Origin of the sequence: Pedobacter sp. MR2016-24 (genome assembly GCF_026239655.1) — a bacterium.
GTDB lineage: Bacteria > Bacteroidota > Bacteroidia > Sphingobacteriales > Sphingobacteriaceae > Pedobacter.
Genome location: NZ_JAPIVO010000004.1, coordinates 491,290 through 506,087, shown reverse-complemented (window position 1 = coordinate 506,087; position 14,798 = coordinate 491,290). Strand labels below are relative to the sequence as shown.

The 14,798-nt window shown below is 40.7% G+C and carries 13 protein-coding genes and 1 tRNA gene; 3 read left to right on the top strand and 11 right to left on the bottom strand.

The features are described from left to right. Positions 1-3: 3 nt before the first annotated feature. The 6 genes from OQX62_RS13195 to OQX62_RS13170 all read right to left on the bottom strand — a co-directional run bounded on the left by OQX62_RS13195 (position 4) and on the right by OQX62_RS13170 (position 5,966). Positions 4-213, bottom strand: coding sequence for a hypothetical protein (locus OQX62_RS13195; protein ID WP_265832002.1), 210 nt, complete (start codon positions 211-213; stop codon positions 4-6). A gap of 42 nt (positions 214-255) precedes the next feature. Next, entirely contained in the window at positions 256-1,326 is a 1,071-nt protein-coding gene (locus OQX62_RS13190; protein WP_265832001.1) for a porin, read from the bottom strand. Positions 1,327-1,458: 132 nt separating this feature from the next. After that, positions 1,459-2,028, bottom strand: a complete 570-nt coding sequence (locus tag OQX62_RS13185) for a K(+)-transporting ATPase subunit C (RefSeq protein ID WP_265832000.1) — start codon at positions 2,026-2,028, stop codon at positions 1,459-1,461. A 96-nt stretch (positions 2,029-2,124) separates the two neighbouring features. Next, the gene (gene kdpB, locus OQX62_RS13180; protein ID WP_265831999.1) at positions 2,125-4,155 is read right to left on the bottom strand and encodes a potassium-transporting ATPase subunit KdpB; all 2,031 of its coding nucleotides are present in this window, start codon (positions 4,153-4,155) and stop codon (positions 2,125-2,127) included. Between the two features lie 5 nt (positions 4,156-4,160). Next, positions 4,161-5,879 (bottom strand): potassium-transporting ATPase subunit KdpA, encoded by a 1,719-nt coding sequence (kdpA, locus tag OQX62_RS13175; RefSeq protein WP_265831998.1) that lies wholly within the window; start codon positions 5,877-5,879, stop codon positions 4,161-4,163. 9 nt (positions 5,880-5,888) lie between these two features. Further along, a complete protein-coding gene (locus tag OQX62_RS13170) occupies positions 5,889-5,966 on the bottom strand; it encodes a potassium-transporting ATPase subunit F (protein ID WP_084498241.1) in 78 nt (25 codons plus the stop codon). A gap of 482 nt (positions 5,967-6,448) precedes the next feature. On the opposite strand from OQX62_RS13170, the gene OQX62_RS13165 reads away from it, so the two are divergent. Further along, positions 6,449-6,522, top strand: a tRNA-Pro gene (locus tag OQX62_RS13165). A gap of 2 nt (positions 6,523-6,524) precedes the next feature. Here OQX62_RS13165 and OQX62_RS13160 read toward each other — a convergent pair. Both OQX62_RS13160 and OQX62_RS13155 read right to left on the bottom strand, forming a co-directional pair. After that, complete coding sequence (locus OQX62_RS13160) at positions 6,525-6,896, bottom strand: hypothetical protein (protein WP_265831997.1); 372 nt, start codon at positions 6,894-6,896, stop codon at positions 6,525-6,527. 859 nt (positions 6,897-7,755) lie between these two features. Continuing rightward, entirely contained in the window at positions 7,756-8,310 is a 555-nt protein-coding gene (locus OQX62_RS13155; RefSeq protein WP_265831996.1) for a hypothetical protein, read from the bottom strand. Positions 8,311-8,748: 438 nt separating this feature from the next. On the opposite strand from OQX62_RS13155, the gene OQX62_RS13150 reads away from it, so the two are divergent. Continuing rightward, positions 8,749-9,309, top strand: a complete 561-nt coding sequence (locus tag OQX62_RS13150) for a hypothetical protein (protein ID WP_265831995.1) — start codon at positions 8,749-8,751, stop codon at positions 9,307-9,309. 62 nt (positions 9,310-9,371) lie between these two features. Here the strand turns inward: OQX62_RS13150 and OQX62_RS13145 are convergent, their stop codons facing one another. Genes OQX62_RS13145 through OQX62_RS13135 form a run of 3 tightly spaced genes read right to left on the bottom strand, consistent with a single transcriptional unit; the run spans position 9,372 to position 11,374 of the window. Then, complete coding sequence (locus OQX62_RS13145) at positions 9,372-9,785, bottom strand: DUF6691 family protein (RefSeq protein ID WP_265831994.1); 414 nt, start codon at positions 9,783-9,785, stop codon at positions 9,372-9,374. Between the two features lie 10 nt (positions 9,786-9,795). After that, a complete protein-coding gene (locus tag OQX62_RS13140) occupies positions 9,796-10,353 on the bottom strand; it encodes a YeeE/YedE family protein (protein WP_265831993.1) in 558 nt (185 codons plus the stop codon). A gap of 49 nt (positions 10,354-10,402) precedes the next feature. Continuing rightward, positions 10,403-11,374 carry a pectinesterase family protein gene (locus OQX62_RS13135; protein ID WP_265831992.1) on the bottom strand — a complete coding sequence of 324 codons (972 nt, stop codon included), beginning with the start codon at positions 11,372-11,374 and terminating at the stop codon, positions 10,403-10,405. Between the two features lie 268 nt (positions 11,375-11,642). Here OQX62_RS13135 and OQX62_RS13130 point away from each other — a divergent pair, with 268 nt between their 5' ends. Further along, positions 11,643-14,723, top strand: coding sequence for a beta-L-arabinofuranosidase domain-containing protein (locus tag OQX62_RS13130; RefSeq protein ID WP_265831991.1), 3,081 nt, complete (start codon positions 11,643-11,645; stop codon positions 14,721-14,723). Positions 14,724-14,798: the final 75 nt, after the last annotated feature.

Sequence of the window (14,798 nt, the reverse complement as noted above, 5' to 3'; positions counted from 1 at the left end):
GATTTACCATTTGATGATCACAATTCCCTGATTTACTAAATAGAATATCACCGAAAAAACCGATATACCCGTTAAAAGCAACAGCAATACCCTGTTATCACTCCGTCTATTTTTAAATTTAAGCGCTTTCTTTTTAGGTTGATACCTCAGAAATAAAAAACCAACCGTAAAGGTCAGCAAAGCAGTGATCAGTATCTCAAAAATAGTACTCATATCTTTATGATTTAAGGTCGGGGATATACCCCGACCTGTTCTTTAGAAAGAAACTGCAATACTTGCCGTTAATGCTGCATTGTGGTTTACAGGATTAATTTCCCTCACAAAAATCTTATCCTTGCTATCATAAACTTTCCCTTCCAGTCGCACTACGGCGGTTGGCATCGGCGCATAATCTATGTTCAGTGAATAGCCATTAGTTTTAAAACCATTCGGTGTACCTGTGCTGATAAAAACACCATTTTTATCTTCATAATACTCAAATCTGCCTGCCACTGCCCATTTTGGATTGATCGTATAACGTGCAATAAGCACTGGAGAAATCACTTCATTTTTATCACTGTCTCCTTTTGCTTTCTGCTGCGTGCCATAATCCAGTCCAAGTGTTACGCCAAATGCATCGGTCAGCTGGAAGATCCCGTAAATATTGTGGTAAAAACGTTTCACACGAATAGAATCGGCTCCTTCTGTTCCGAGGTAATTGCTGTAATTCACCGTGATTTTAGCATTAGGTTTCCAGGTTAGCTGTGCGCCACCTGCAGGCTGACTATTACCATTCTGCCTGTTGATCCGCTGCCAGCCGTTAAGATATAAACCAGTGGCGGTAAATTTTCCATCCTCAGTAACGTAAGTAATTTTGGCTCCTGATTCATAATAAGGTGTATTCTCAGAAGAGATATTTCTTGTCAGCACCCAGCAGTCTTTCGATATTGCACTTTCAAAACCGATATGCGATGAAAATATTCCGGCATCTACCCACAGATTCGCTGTTTTAGACAGCTTTAAACCTGCATTTGCTTCAAATACGTTTTTCAGTACACCAGGCTCTGCAGCGAGATTTGCGTTCGCATACGTACCCGCCATGATGGCTACGTTAGCCCGGATCATATCACTTTCATAATTGGCTTTGATAAATCCTAAATTCAGATTCACCTCATTACTTCTGTTATGTGAATAGATAAAGCCGGGTCTGTTATTGTCCGCCGGTTTGTTAAAATCGTAACTGTAATAAGTCTCTAAATAACCAGTAACTTTAATTTTTGGTGCATCCTGTGCTTTGGCATAGATTCCTGATAATAAAGTGGCAGCTAATATTAATCGTGTTTTCATTCGTAATATTTGTTTGTTATTGGTGATGAGCTATCATGATCTTTCAGTAAAATTGAGATCTGTAAGGTCATGAACAGTCATGCTGTTCGTAATAAATTTTGTTATTGTTGTTGTTGATTTGTCTTTCCCGGACTATTTAGCTTTCAGCTCATCCAGCGCAAGATTGAGTTCTAATACGTTTACCGATGAAGGGCCAAATAACCCCAGTAAAGGCCCCTGGATATGTGTTTTTACAAGATCCGCTACTGCTGCTTCGTCCAGATGACGGAATGCTGCAACTCTTTTCACCTGAATGCTTGCACCCTCGATAGATATGTTGGGATCCAGTCCGCTACCAGAAGCAGTAACCATATCCGCAGGGATATCAGTACGTTTTAAATAAGGATGATATTTGAGTAAAGAATCTGCCCTGTTGCTTACTTCTTTCAGGTAATCCGCATTGGATGGTCCTTTATTGGAACCTGCAGAACCTGCTGCATTATAACCTACTGCAGAAGGTCTGCCCCAGAAATACTGAGCTTTGGTGAAAGACTGTCCAAGCAAGGCATATCCAACTACCTGACCATTTTTGGTGATCTTTTCACCACCACCTTTGCCTTTAGAGAAGCCGCCGGCAAATGCTACGATTAAGGGATATATAACGCAAAGCAAAACTAATAAGACTGCTGTAAGGCGTATAGATTGTAAGATGTACTTTTTCATTTGTTTATAATTTGTTTTTAACGGTGATGAAGCTATCATGATCTGTTCATGTCATTTGTGAATTGTAAGATCATGATGGTTTCATGGTATTAAATTTTATACGAATAAACCCACTAATAAATCAATTAACTTGATACCAATAAATGGTGCGATAACCCCTCCCAATCCATAAATCAGCAGGTTTCTCCGCAATAAAGCACTCGCACCGATTGGTTTGTAAGCTACCCCTTTCAAGGCAAGCGGGATCAGAATAGGAATAATGATGGCGTTGAATATTACGGCCGACATAATTGCGCTTTCCGGACTATGCAATCCCATGATATTCAGGCTTTGCAATGCAGGAATTGACGCAATAAACAAGGCTGGTACAATCGCAAAATACTTGGCCACATCATTCGCAATAGAGAAGGTAGTCAGTGTTCCGCGGGTAATCAGCAACTGTTTACCAATTTCCACAATCTCGATCAGCTTGGTCGGGTCATTGTCCAGATCCACCATATTACCAGCTTCTTTCGCTGCCTGTGTACCACTGTTCATCGCTACACCAACATCTGCCTGGGCCAATGCAGGGGCATCGTTTGTACCATCGCCCATCATCGCCACCAGCTTACCTAACGCCTGTTCGTCTTTGATGTAGTTCATTTTATCCTCAGGTTTGGCTTCAGCAATAAAGTCATCCACACCTGCTTTCTCTGCAATAAACTTAGCAGTCAGCGGATTATCGCCCGTTACCATCACTGTTTTCACCCCCATTTTACGGAGTCTGTCAAAACGTTCACTAATACCCGGTTTAATGATATCCTGCAATTCAATCACCCCTAAAGCATTTTCATTAACAGTTACTACCAGCGGAGTTCCACCATTAGACGCAATCCTTTTGACTTCTTCTTCAATATCCGATGGAAATACATTCCCCGCTTTGGTCACGATGTTACGCATAGAATCAAATGCCCCTTTACGGATTCTTCTGCCATCTGGCGTATCCAGGCCACTCGACCTTGTCTCTGCCGTGAATTTGATAAACTCAGCACCTTCAGGGATAACCGGTAATGTGCGGCTATCCTGCAAGGTAGCCAACTCCACGATAGACTTGCCTTCCGGCGTTTCATCCGCTAGTGAACTTAATACACAGGCATCAGTGAATTCCTTAAGATTTGCATTTGCCGTCGGATAAAAATTAGTAGCCTTACGGTTACCAATAGTAATGGTACCGGTTTTATCCAGTAACAATACATCAATATCACCAGCAGTTTCTACCGCTTTACCTGATTTGGTGATTACGTTTGCCCGTAAAGCCCTGTCCATCCCTGCAATACCAATAGCGGAAAGCAAACCGCCAATGGTAGTAGGGATCAAACACACAAACAAAGAGATTAAAGCTGCGATTGTAATAGGCGTATTCGCATAATCAGCAAATGGTTTCAAAGTCACACAAACGATGATAAACACTAATGTGAAACTGGCCAGCAGGATAGTTAAAGCAATCTCATTCGGTGTCTTCTGGCGTGAAGCACCTTCTACCAGTGCAATCATTTTATCCAGAAAACTTTCACCAGGTTCTGTGCTGACCATTACCTTAATCTGGTCTGACAAAACCTTGGTACCACCAGTGACCGAAGATTTATCGCCACCCGACTCACGAATTACCGGCGCAGACTCACCCGTAATGGCCGACTCATCAATAGTTGCAATACCTTCTATAATCTCCCCATCCGTAGGAATGGTATCTCCTGCTTCGCAGAAAAACACATCTCCTTTTTTAAGCTGGCTTGAAGAACGTGTTTCCAGGCTTCCATTACTCAGCACCACTCTTGCAGGTGTTTCTTCCCGGGTTTTTCTCAGACTATCTGCCTGTGCCTTTCCCCTCGCCTCGGCAATTGCTTCCGCAAAATTCGCGAAGAGCACCGTTAAAAAGAGTATCAAAAAGATAAAAAAGTTATATATCGGCGAACCCTGACCTGTATGGTTGATAGAATATACGGTTACATAAGCCATCACCACTGTGCCTACCTCTACAGTAAACATCACAGGGTTACGCACCATTACCCTTGGATCAAGTTTGATAAAAGATTGCTTTAATGCCGTTTGCACTAATGCGGGTTCAAATAATTTATTAGAAGAGTTCATGATTTCTATTTAATCAGCGTAAAGTATTCTGCCAATGGACCTAAAGCCAGTGCAGGGAAATAAGAAAGTGCATTCAGCACCAGAATGACGGCGAAGGTCATCAGACTAAAAGTCATTGTATCTGTCTTTAATGTACCAGCAGATTCAGGAATATATTTTTTAGCACCCAATAAACCAGCAATGGCTACCGGACCGATGATCGGTAAGAACCTGCCCAGGAATAGAATGAAACCGGAAGTCACGTTCCAGAAAACATTGTTATCACCCAGCCCTTCAAAACCAGAACCATTGTTCGCATTAGAAGAGGTGATTTCATATAACATTTCCGAGAAACCATGGAAACCAGGGTTATTCAACCAGTTTTTTGGCTGTACTGCCCAGGCTGCATCGCCATGTGCCATAAATACATAACTCGATAAAGCCGTGCCCGCAAGAATTAAGAATGGACTCAGCAATGTGATGATCGCTGCGATTTTAATCTCCCTTGCTTCGACCTTATGACCCAAAAATTCTGGTGTTCGGCCTACCATTAAACCTGAAATGAATACCGCAATAATCAGATAGATAAAATAATTCAGCACTCCTACTCCGCAGCCGCCATAAAAAGCGTTGATCATCATACCCAGCAATTGCCATAAGCCGGTTAAAGGCATTGTACTGTCGTGCATGCTATTTACAGAACCTGTAGAAATGATGGTCGTTACCGTACTCCAGTAGCCCGATATGGCAGGCCCGAACCTCACCTCTTTACCCTCCATTGCACCACTCAACTGTGAAATGCCCATTTTAGCAATGGCAGGATTTCCTCCCAGTTCGCTGCTTACTGTTGGGATCAGTAATAAAAACATCCCTATGGTCATCACGCCGAAGATCATCCAGGCCAGTTTCCGTTTTCTAATGAAGTAACCGAAAGCGATTACCATTGCGATAGGCAGTATGACCTGAGCAATCAGCTCCACCATATTGGTGAAGTAAGAAGGGTTTTCCAATGGATGTGCCGAGTTCGCACCAAACCAGCCACCGCCATTGGTCCCCAGGTGTTTAATAGCAATGAATCCCGCTGCCGGGCCTCTTGATACATTTACCGTATCGCCCTGTAAGGATATGAACTGATCCTTACCTTCATAACTTGATGGCGTTCCTGAGAATGCCAGTATGATAGCCATTATCAGCGCTAACGGTAGTAATAAGCGTGTAATTGATTTCACAAAATATTCCCAGAAGTTACCTAAGGTAGCTGTGGTTTTATCCCTGAACGCTTTAAAGAATACCACTGCGGCAGCGAGACCTGTGGCCGCACTCACAAATTGGAGGAACATTAAAACCACATGCTGTGTGAGATAAGAAACACCACTTTCCCCAGAGTAATGCTGTAAATTACAGTTCACCACAAAACTGATGATGGTATTAAAAGCAAGATCCGGTGTCATTCCCGGGTTACCATCAGGATTAAGCGGCAGTTTATCCTGGTTGAGTAAAACAAAGAAACCGTAAACCAACCAGACCAGGTTAATGGTAAGCATCGCTTTCATGGCCTGCTTCCAGTTCATTTGTTCGTTCGTATTGATACCAGATAATTTGAAAATACCTTTCTCAACAGGTTTTAAGAAGTCAGTCCAGACTTTCTCTCCGGCAAATACCTTTGCCAGGTACTTACCCAGGGGAATAGCTATTGCCAGCGTGAGCAGGTAGGTGGCAATAATTCCTAATAATTCAGTGTTCATAGCGTTTAATTAAAATTTTTCGGGTTTAATCAGCACATAAATCATGTAGATGAATACGGCGATAGCGATAATAAATAGTGCAGTCATAATTGTTAGATTTTTTCGAACCAGTCGATAGATTTGTAAACTACCCAGCAAAGGGCTAAGAGGACGATGAATAGAATTGCAGTGATCATTTTTATGTTTGTTTACATGCCCATTGCCAATGTTGGTACCAAAGAAAAGGACACACTCACTAATCGCTATAAATCAATCATTTATGATTTGTAATATGAGTTGAAGGAAATTTTGGAAAGATAAACCCTTCCATTTTGGAAGGGTTTATTGTCATTTCGGTAAGCGACAGCTCTCCTGCAACCAATAGGATTAGAAATTGGCTTTTCAGGTTCCGTATACAGCCTGTTAAATATTATTTGAAATTATTCTGCTTGAAAAGCAAGGTCTTATGTGATTTTTCAGACTTAAACCATTTTACCCTATAAATATCTCATCTATTTATTTACCTTTGTCGCATAGCAAAACAGGGGATCTTGTTTTATATACTAATAAAAAGGTGATACCAATTTTTTCGGGGTGTAGCGTAGCCCGGTATCGCGCCTGCTTTGGGAGCAGGAGGTCGTAGGTTCGAATCCTGCCACCCCGACATTAAATAAAAAAAGAGATCGAATGATCTCTTTTTTTATGAACTAACCTTTTTATTAAGATCATCTTAATGGATGAATCCACACCAAATAAAAGATCAAATAATTTTACCGGGTGCCTACCTATGACATGGCAATCTTCAATATCAAGATTTTTCGATATGTCAGTTAAGTTCCTTAGATCACTTTCAGTTGCTGTTTCTTTTACTTCATAACTAATTTTTTTGTCAAGAATAAAACCAATCTCTCCTGATTTTAATTGATAAACAGTTATCTGCTTCTTGTCAAGATGCTCGACTAATTTTTTGTATATGCTACGATTATAAACATTCATTACTATTTTAACAGTAAGCACAGATACCAGTAATTTTAACATCCGGTATGCACATAACCGATAGACGTCATTGGTATTATCTGCTTATCTTTATTTTAATTGGTGCATTGCTCTATTTTGTAATGGGAGATCTGGCCAGAGATTCGAAGAGGAGTGTAAAATGAACTGTGTCGCAATCATTTCCAAACAATTTAGCAAAATTACCAACAGTTTTATACCGACATTATTTCACCAAATCCTAAAGTCCTGACTGCTTCATTGATATACCACTTTCTTCCAATGCTGATATATCTTTGTATATCTAAAATATTCAAAAATCTAACTGTTACGACTTTTGCAGTACCTGGTTCAAATAATTCCTGGTCGTCGAAAAGGATGTCGCCGTTGTATGTTTTTAAGTCCTAGAGATTTTCTGGTAGCTCAAACACATGATTAGGCCTATAACCTGATTTAAAACTAAAATGCCTTCCACCGTCTTCTGTCGATTTCATAGTGATTTTTGCTTTTACCATTATCAAATCGCCGTTCTTTATATTGATTTTCATTTACTCATAAATCTTAGCGCCCTTAAATATGTCTGCGAATGTTGACCAATCAGATTGGCCAGCATTTATACTTTGCTTTGTGTTATCATAGTAACCTTGTATGTCGACTGTATATTGACTTAGCAGAGTTCTATTTTCCCAACTCTAGGGATTGCTCAGATATTCCTAGTGCAATAAACCTACAAACGCACTAAAACTCTGTCTATCAAAAACTTTAAATTATCAATTATAGTAGTCATAATATTAGTTATGACGCTCACTTAAATGTACACGCCTGCTGGTCATCAATATAGTATTTGAAAATCTGATCGGCGTAAAGAAATTCCAGCTATTTTTTGTAACTATTGTCAGTCACTCTACTCATCAATATCTTCGAATATTAATTTATTGTCTTTCTTTTCAATTCTTATCTTTCTCCAGATTGGTGCATACCCATTCCCTCGCGGTTCGAAAAGTTCCCGAATATATTGATCCTTTGTTTCATAATTTTTTATTCTTTTTGATCCTGTATAATAATCAATTCGATTTTCAGAATAATATTCAACTACTTTTTCTTTGTTAAAATTTGATGAACTTTTTATTTCACCTATAATTCTTTGTCTGTCTTTTGATGTTATGTTCAGCGTAAAAGTGTGATAATAATCCCCGGGAGAATACATTGATTCGTTTTTTTCTATACTAAAATCATCTTCAATTTGAATACTCTGTTCAGCCAACAAGCTTTGTGCATCATTTTTTGAGAATAAATCGTCCTCAAAGATTGTGAAGCAAGTGATGATGATAATTATAAGTGTCACAATTACAGCAGAGTATTTGCCCATTTTTGGATAGCCCAATATCTTTGGAATCCAATAGACAAGAAAAACAATCCCTATCAGCAAGGAAATTAATATAAGTCCAATTTCAATCATTTATTACGTTTTGTATTTCCAATGTGTCTCTACGCAATTTGCCTTGCCACTAACTCAAATGTATGCGAATTTAAACGGTTGCTCTATAATCAACTGTTATTAAAAATATCACATCTCTTATCCCCCGTTACAAGATAAAGTCCGGAGAGCAGCGCTGAGGGATTCCGTGTATAATAGCAGGCGAATAAATTAAAAATAAAACGAACCAAAAAAGTAAATTTTCAATTTCAAATAACACGATTAATATAATTCTTCCTAATTTACTTGAGATGAATGATTTATCAACAAAATAAGACTTTATGAAAAAAAATTATTAAATATTATAGCACTGACGATTCAACAAATCTACCAGCAACCAGTCTGAAAAGGATCTGCATTTATGTATTAAAATACACAGTAATATTTAATATCAAAAAATATTTTAAATAGCTTTAAAATATGAACAAGGAAGAACTGACCGTTGCATTAGCAGGACTTTCCGCAAACCGTGTATTGCAGTCCGTCGTTATCATTGAAAAAAATAATATTGATATCAATGATCTGCTGGAACTCAGCCTGCATAGGCAGAAGGAAATTGCTTTTCGTGCGGCCTGGATGCTGGAGTACCTGCTAACAAATCAAGCAGTCCTGTTCAGTGCTTACCTGACACGTTTTCTGGATTTCCTGCCTGAACAATATAATCCATCAGCCATGCGTCATTTCAGTAAAATGGTTGCTATGATAACTGATAGGAAAGCAGACAGCTGTTATCAGCAATTGGTAAAACAAATTGACTTCGCACCGCTGATTGAATTACTGTTCACCCATCTCATTGATCCGCAAACGCTGGTAGCTACCAAAGTACACTGCATGCAGGCACTGGCCAATCTTGCTCCGCGTTATGAGTGGATTAAGGAAGAACTACCTTATACGATTGATCATCTCATTACAGTTGAAAGTATCGCCTTTTTTGCGAGAGCCAAAATGGTCAGGAAGCAATTGAAGCGCAGTCCTATATAATATCAGACCAGCCTACTCCTCAATAACGGCAGTATAACAAGAAGAACAAACCTGATATTATTTCAATGCGGCAGTTTTGATTTGAAAACCCCGTAAGTATAAGTACCCAACAGCGAACTGATAATCACCACTAGCATCACCGCATAACCCTGCCCTAACAGTACAAATATAGGTCCCGGACAAGCGCCTGTGAGTGCCCAGCCCAATCCGAAAATTACTCCCCCAAATAAATATCTTTTCCAGAACCTGTCTTTAGCTGGAAACCGGATCTCCTCACCATGCAAATCTTTCCCTTTTAACACTTTGATTAACCAGGTGAAAAATATGCCGGAAAGTACAGCTGTACCAATAATACCAAACATGTGGAAAGACTGAAAACGAAACATTTCCTGTATCCGGTACCAGGAAATAGCTTCGGATTTACTCATGATAATTCCGAAAAGGATGCCAGTAATGATATACTTTATAAATTTCATAGCACACGGATTAAAATAGTAATGGAAAAATAAGATGGGTAGTGATCAGACCGCCAATAAAAAAACCGACCACTGCAATAAGCGATGGAAGCTGTAAATTAGATAAACCACTGATTGCATGTCCTGAAGTGCAACCGCCTGCGTAGCGCGTACCAAAACCGATCAGAAAACCGCCGCCAAGAAAAATAAACAGCCCTTTAGCAGTCGTCAAAAAATGCCAGTTGAACAGTTGATCCGGTACAATATGACCGTCAAAATGAATATTCATTTTTTGCAGATCCAGTATTGTTGATTTCGATAAAGCCAATGGCACATCAGATTGAAGCCAGTGAGAGGAGATAAATCCGCCGATAATGGCGCCTACCAGAAACATCAGGTTCCAGCGCTGGCTTTTCCAGTCAAAATTAAAAAAGCTGACACGCTTCCCTGCCCCTGCCATTGCACATATGGTACGCAGGTTGGAAGAGAAACCAAATGACTTACCGAAGTAAACCAGGATCAGCATAATCGCTGTGATTGCCAAACCAGAAATATACCATGGCCAGGGCTGTTTTAGGAATTCTATCATATGGTTGCAGAGGCTTAATTATGCTTCCGTCGTCTCCCTGCAATGTACGTTAATCAATAAAAATTGGCACCCATGATTTAAAGATATTTTTCATCGTATATTTTTTAGCTTCTTTTTTACTCAGCTGTTTAGACCATGCCACCCTTTTTGTGGTAGCGCTTCCCGGACCTGAACTTTCAAATTCAGCATAAAATGCAGTTTTATCCTTATCAGCGAACATAGGGTCACCAGGCCATGCATTCCATCCTTCAGGAAGAACATGTGCCCCCATAAGCGTTCTGATAAAAACTGTCTTTGCATAAGGCCGCCAGGGTCTCCCCAGATAAACTTTTCCTGCCCCAGATCCTGCTCTTAATTCGCAATCAAAAAACACATAACCAAACTCCTGCTCTTTAGTTGTGGATGCGGCAGTAATATAAGAATCACTCAAACTCTGAATAATGCATTGCTTAAATACAGCAGTAGCTTCCCCGAATATAAAGTCTGTAGTTCCCGCGATGAAACAGGACTCAAAGTAATTCCTTCCATCTTTAGACGTATACAGGGTATCCTGATTTCCAAGAATTGCACAATTGCGTGCCGCAAAACGATCAGCCTCTACATGCAGTGCAACGGCCTGCCCTACCCTTCCTGAAGTATTCTCTATCGTCAGGTTTTCCAGCACACAGTCATTCCCCCTCACCAAAACCGTGAAGGAGGTATAAGTGCTGAATTTCGAACTTCCCGTCCAGTCCTTTTCGGGATAAGATTTGCCTGAATAATCGGCGTTAGTGATGATCGTATTTTCCTTACCCGCACCTATAATTGCGATGTTCTTTTTAGCCGGTGAGATATACAGCTTTTCATGGTAAGTACCTGCTTTTACATCAATGGTGACGCGGAACTGCATATGGTCCCTTACTGCGTTTACCGCTTCTTGTATGGTTTTATAATCTCCGGAGCCGTCCTGCGCAACAGTAAACTTAATCACAGGGTTAGCTTGCTGCGCAACGGAGGCAACAGTTGTCAGTATAGTTATCATTATGCTAATGCATATTTTTACCAACATTCTTTTCATTTCAAGAGGAAAAATCATATTGTAATATACAGTGCATTTGTATAAATACCGAAGATTATATGAATTACGATTTGGTTACCAGTTAATATCATGTGATTATTAGCTAAAATTGACCTACAGTAACATCAGGATTCTGACTAGTTTTAGCTTCTGCAAGTTTCATTGGTGCTAACAGGCACGGCCGGCTTGAAAACAGTAAACATTGCTCAGGTAAAAAGAAAAATATAGTCGAATGAATGATTTAAATATGAAAATGTACAAAGTATTCTTGCGTGTTATTTTGTTTGTTACGGTTCTGACTCAGAGTATTAACACTGCTCAGGCTCAAAATGGCGACCAGATACTGGACGGAATCGGAGAAACAGGAATGATTGCACGCTATGTGTTTGATGGAGATGGGAAAGATTGGTCACGCAATAATCTGCATGCCAAATTCCAAAGTTCCGCAGTCAAATTTGTTAAAGATGAGCGTTTCGGAAAGGTTTTATCTCTTTCAGGTAACAGCAATTCATTCCTTACACTTCCGGGAACTGCTTTAACAGACCTGGAATCACTCAGTATCTCGGGATGGATTTTCCTGCGTTCGGCAGCAGCCGGACAACATCTTTTCGACTTCGGGAAAGATGCCGGTAAACACTTTTTTGCTGCACCTGTAGGTACCAATAATCAAAAAGGTTTTCAGGCATTGATCACTGCGGGAAAAGAAGATAAAAAAGGAGCAGTTTCCCCTGCGATTGCCTTAAATAAATGGGTTCATCTGGTCATCGTGATAGATATTCCTTCGAAAACTATGGTTACTTATGTGGATGGCAAGCCAGCAGGTGAAGCCAAAGATATACCATCAGAATTATCAGCGGTATTCGGTCAGTCGTCCGCAGATAAAAACCTCCTGTATATTGGAAAATCTTTAGTGCAGGGAGATCCTAATCTCAATGCACTGCTACATGATTTCCGCATTTATCGTGTTCCGCTGAACAGGAGACAGATTGCCGGAATTTACAAAAATTCGCTAAGCGGCGGACAAACAACTGCAGTAAATGTGGGTAAACCAGAAGATGACCTGCAGCACTTCCCTGCTAATCAGCCACAGCTTTATACGAGTTATTTAGTTCAGGTAAGCGATGTAGCTGTTGAAACTGAAACAGGAACTTTGCCACGGCTGCCAGGTCATGTGAAGGGTACTTATAAGAATAATGTAAATGGGCCCGCAGTACGCGTAATCTGGCCGTCTGACACCGATAATACTGCTGTGCTCAAAGCCGGAACCTATACCATTACCGGACGTGTTCCCGGAACTGATTTTAAACCAAAAGCGGTTGTCACGATTAAGGCATCCAGCAAATCAGCCGCACCCGTTTCAAATCTGTCAGCCTTCCATCTGGATCAGGTTAAACTTGAAGCAGATGCAGAGGGCCATAATACCAAATTCATCGAAAATCGGGATAAATTCGTCAATACATTGGCTAAAACCGATCCCAATTCCTTTCTCTATATGTTTCGTCAGGCATTTGGCCAGAAACAACCTCAGGGGGCAAAACCTTTGGGGGTATGGGACAGCGAAGACACGAAACTAAGAGGACATGCCACAGGCCATTACCTGTCTGCAATTGCACAAGCTTATGCGGGTACAGGATATGACAAAGCCCTTCAGGCCAACTTCGCTAAAAAAATGGAGTATATGGTAAATACACTATATGCGCTTTCCAAATTATCCGGAACACCAAAAGCTGCGGGTGCCGCCTTTGTAGCCGATCCCAAAGCAGTACCTTTTGGTCCGGGACGCTCAGCTTATGATTCCGACCTCAGCGAGGCGGGTATTCGTAACGATTACTGGAACTGGGGAAAAGGATTTATCAGTGCCTACCCTCCTGATCAGTTTATCATGTTAGAACATGGAGCAAAATATGGTGGACAAAAAGACCAGATATGGGCTCCATATTATACCTTACATAAAATTCTGGCTGGTTTAATTGATATCTATGAAGTGAGCGGCAATAAAAAAGCCCTGGAAATAGCCACTAACATGAGTGACTGGGTAGCTGTCCGTCTTAATCAGTTGCCACAGGAAACGCTGATCATGATGTGGAATAAATATATCGCTGGCGAGTTTGGGGGAATGAATGAATCGATGGCCCGTCTGTACAAAATTACCGGCGATCAGAAATATCTAAAAACTGCACAACTGTTTGACAATATCAAAGTATTCTTTGGTGATACTGCACACTCACATGGGCTGGCCAAAAATGTAGATAACTTTCGTGGATTGCATGCCAATCAGCATATACCGCAGATTGTAGGCAGTATCGAAATGTACAATGTTTCAAACAAGCCGGAATATTACAAAATAGCCGATAACTTCTGGCATAAAATGATGGATGATTACATGTATAGTATTGGTGGAGTTGCAGGAGCACGTAATCCTGCGAATGCAGAATGTTTTACCAGTCAGCCTTCTACCTTGTATCAGAATGGTTTCTCCGAAGGGGGACAGAATGAAACCTGCGCAACCTACAACATGTTAAAACTGACCGGCGACCTGTTCCTTTTTGATCAGCGTGCGGAGTTAATGGACTATTATGAGCGTGGCCTTTATAACCATATCCTGGCTTCTGTTGCAGAAGACAGTCCGGCAAATACTTACCATGTACCACTCAGACCGGGAGCCAGCAAGCAATTCAGCAACGGAGATATGTCCGGTTTTACCTGTTGCAATGGCACAGCACTGGAAAGCAGTACCAAACTACAGAATTCGATTTATTTTAAAAGCAAAGACAACCAGTCGCTCTACGTGAATCTGTATATCCCTTCCCAACTGGATTGGACAGAACGCAAGATAACGGTGGAGCAGACAACAGATTTCCCGAAAGAAGATCATACCAAACTGACTATTAAAGGAAGTGGGAAATTTGATCTGAATGTACGTGTACCGGGCTGGGCGACCAAAGGATTTTTTGTAACGATCAACGGCAAGGATCAAAACCTGGAAGCTACACCAGGCAGCTACCTGAAAATAAGCCGCAAATGGAAAGATGGTGATATCGTAGAATTGAAAATGCCTTTCCAATTTCACCTGGATCCGGTAATGGATCAGCAGAACATTGCCAGTCTGTTTTACGGACCAATATTATTGGCTGCCCAGGAGCCTGAAGCCAGAAAAGACTGGCGTAAAGTAACGCTGGATGCCGAAGATTTAGGAAAGACGATTAAAGGAGATCCGCAACAGCTGCAATTCACCATTGATGATGTGGTTTTCAAGCCATTTTACGATACATACGGTCGCCATTCGGTTTATCTGGATGTGACCTTGAAATAGATATTGCAAAAAAGATAGATTGCCCTTGGCAAGACAATCTATCTTTTTTCGGGCGACGGCAGCCGGCTTGTATAT